Origin of the sequence: Sphingobium sp. C100 (genome assembly GCF_000508185.1) — a bacterium.
In the GTDB taxonomy this organism is placed as follows: Bacteria; Pseudomonadota; Alphaproteobacteria; order Sphingomonadales; family Sphingomonadaceae; genus Sphingobium.
The window spans coordinates 1-2,581 of sequence record NZ_AYOY01000084.1 but is presented as its reverse complement, the minus strand read 5'-3'; the positions used below and the strand labels follow the sequence as shown (position 1 = coordinate 2,581).

The following is a 2,581-nucleotide window of genomic DNA, read 5'->3' as shown; positions in this document are numbered from 1 at the left end:
GCGTGGATGCGGCAGCGCGCGCCGGCGCGGGAGGAAGCCTTTGCCCTCTATGTCGATCGGGCGCTGGGTGCGGCGGGGTTGCCGCCGCTGCCATAGGGCATTCTCATTGCGCGAACGCTCGCCATCGTCGTTGCTGCATTTTCCGAATTTCCAGATGTCGTTGGTCGGCGCTGATCGGCGCTTGATCTCCCCGCCATGCCGCCCGGCGGCGCGCGAGGGCCAGTCATCGAATGGCGAGCGCCGGGCACCATCCATCGGCTATGATCGGGGACGTTAAGGCACGGTTCACCGCTGATGGCGTCGTCTGCCTTGCACCAGTTTCACCGATCCTGGAGTGCCCGACAGCATCCCGGATACGCCCCCGGCCATCCCTTGCGCCGGGGGCGTCTTCATATCCGCGCCCGGTCGATGCGATTCGCCATTTCCGTTACGGCAGCATGTCGTTTGCCACGACGCCCATGTCGTTCGTCGCGCCGTTCATCCCCCTCAATCAAGCCATTGGTCGAAGCCGGTGTCGTTGGCCGACGCGGATCGCATCCGGTCGAACCCGACGCGCGGCGGGCGGCGAGCGGGCGTAAACAACATGGGCAGGCGGGACAGGGGCCGACCCCTTGAAAGACCTCTGGCCCCTCCCGCCTGCACCCCCGGAGCCGCGACGCCCCCCGATGGCGGCCCGGTCACAATAGTTTTTGAGGAGATATGCCCATGTTCCGTTCCATCCCCCTGGCCGCCATCCTGACCACCGCGGCCCTGGCCGTCAGCGCCGGCTCCGCCAGCGCCGAGGATTTCCAGTCAAATGGCCGCACCCGCGAAGTCTATCATGGCGACCTGAACCTGGCGAAGGCCGAGCATCAAAAGCAGTTGCGCACCCGTATCGCCCGCGCCGCGTCCAGGGTCTGCGCGTCTTCCGACCTGGCCGCCATGTCCGCCTGCCGCGCCAAGGCGATCAGCCACGTCGATGCGCCGGTGGCCGCCGCCATCGCCCGCGCCGAAACCGGCGAACGCTATGCCGATGCGGGCAAGGAGCCGCGCAGCGTGATCGGCAATTGAAAGCTGCCCCCCCCCCCCGTGGCGCGCAACGATAAAGGCCCGGCGTTGATCCGGGCCTTTTTTCGTGGCGATGCGGCGGTCAGCCGTTGACGATCATCCCGCCATTGGGATGCAGGACTTGGCCGGTCATATAGCTGGCGTCCTGGCAGGCGAGGAAGAGGAAGGCGGGGGCGACCTCATTGGGCTGGCCGGGCCGGCCCATCGGCGTGGATTCGCCGAAATGCGCCAGCTTTTCCTCGCTCGCGCCGCCGCAGGGGTTGAGCGGGGTCCAGATCGGGCCGGGGGCGACCGCGTTGACGCGAATGCCATGATCGACCAGATTTTCCGACAGGCTGCGCGTGAAGGCGGTGATCGCGCCCTTCGTGCTGGAATAATCGAGCAGTTCCGCGGCGCCCTGATACATGGTGACCGAAGTGGAATTGACGATCGCCGCGCCCTGCTTGAGATGCGGGCGGGCGGCCTGGGTCAGGAAGAACATGCCGAAGATGTTGGTCTGGAAGGTGCGGCGCAGCTGATCCTCGGTAATGTCGGTAATGTCCTGATCGGGATGCTGCTCGCCGGCATTGTTGACGAGGATGTCGAGCCGGCCGAAGCGGTCCATCACCTGACGCACGGCATCGTCGCAGAACGCCTTGTCGCCGACGTCGCCGGCGATGGTCAGCGCCTCGCGCCCTTCCGCCTTCACGATCTCGGCGGTTTTTTGCGCATCGTCATGTTCGCACAGATAGAGGATGGCGACGTCCGCGCCTTCGCGCGCGTAGAGGGCGGCGACGGCGCGGCCGATGCCGCTGTCGGCGCCGGTGACCAGCGCGACCTTGCCGTCGAGGCGGCCGGAACCGGGATAGCGCGGTTCCCACTCGGGTTTGGGATCGAGCCGGGATTCGTGGCCGGGCAGGCCGTCCTCGCGGATCATTTCTTCATAGCTGCTGGACATGGTGGCTCTCCTTTCATGAAGGGCCAACACGTCGCGCGCGGCTTTGTTCAGCCCGATTGGGCCGCCTTCGCGCGGTCGAGGAAATTGCGCGACAGACCGTGATAGAGCCGTTCCTTGCAGATGCGCTGCGCCGCCCCGTCGGCGACCAGCGCCGCGCCCAGCAGCGGCAGCATGAAGCCGCGGCTGCCGGTGGTTTCGGAAATGATGATCACGGCAGTCAGTGGCGCGCGAACCACACCGGTAAAATAGGCAACCATGCCAAGCAGGACAACGGCGCTGGCCTGCTGTTCCGGGAACATCCAGCGCAGTAAATTGCCGAAACCCGCGCCAGTGGCCAGCGATGGAGCGAAAATGCCGCCGGGGATGCCGGATATGCTGGTCGCCAGCGTGCTGACAAACTTTGCCGGGGCGAACCAGAGCGGTTCCTGACCACCGGTGATAAGATGGCGGGCCGGCGCATAGCTGGTGCCCCAGGTCAGGCCGGTCAGGACGCCGATCAGCGCCACCACCAGCCCGCAGGCGGCGGCGAAGCGGATGGGATAGGCGCGACTCCATTCTGTGAAGCGGTTGCGGCTGGTCGCCGCGGCCAGCGCCAGC

The 2,581-nt window shown here is 66.6% G+C and carries 3 protein-coding genes; 1 reads left to right on the top strand and 2 read right to left on the bottom strand.

Annotation, left to right across the window (positions count from 1 at the left end; translation table 11 throughout):
* Positions 1-705 precede the first annotated feature (705 nt).
* The gene (locus C100_RS31520) at positions 706-1,050 is read left to right on the top strand and encodes a UrcA family protein (RefSeq protein WP_024018997.1); all 345 of its coding nucleotides are present in this window, start codon (positions 706-708) and stop codon (positions 1,048-1,050) included.
* 79 nt (positions 1,051-1,129) lie between these two features.
* Here the strand turns inward: C100_RS31520 and C100_RS31515 are convergent, their stop codons facing one another.
* A complete protein-coding gene (locus C100_RS31515; protein ID WP_024018996.1) occupies positions 1,130-1,984 on the bottom strand; it encodes a glucose 1-dehydrogenase in 855 nt (284 codons plus the stop codon).
* Positions 1,985-2,031: 47 nt separating this feature from the next.
* Positions 2,032-2,581 (bottom strand): chloride channel protein (locus C100_RS31510; RefSeq protein ID WP_031308900.1); only part of this gene is annotated, 550 nt, incomplete at its 5' end.

What these genes read in the sequence shown, in the direction of transcription:
- C100_RS31520 (WP_024018997.1), top strand. Translation starts at nt 706, where the DNA reads ATGTTCCGTTCCATCCCCCTGGCCGCCATCCTGACCACCGCGGCCCTG.
- C100_RS31515 (WP_024018996.1), bottom strand. Translation starts at nt 1,984, where the DNA reads ATGTCCAGCAGCTATGAAGAAATGATCCGCGAGGACGGCCTGCCCGGC.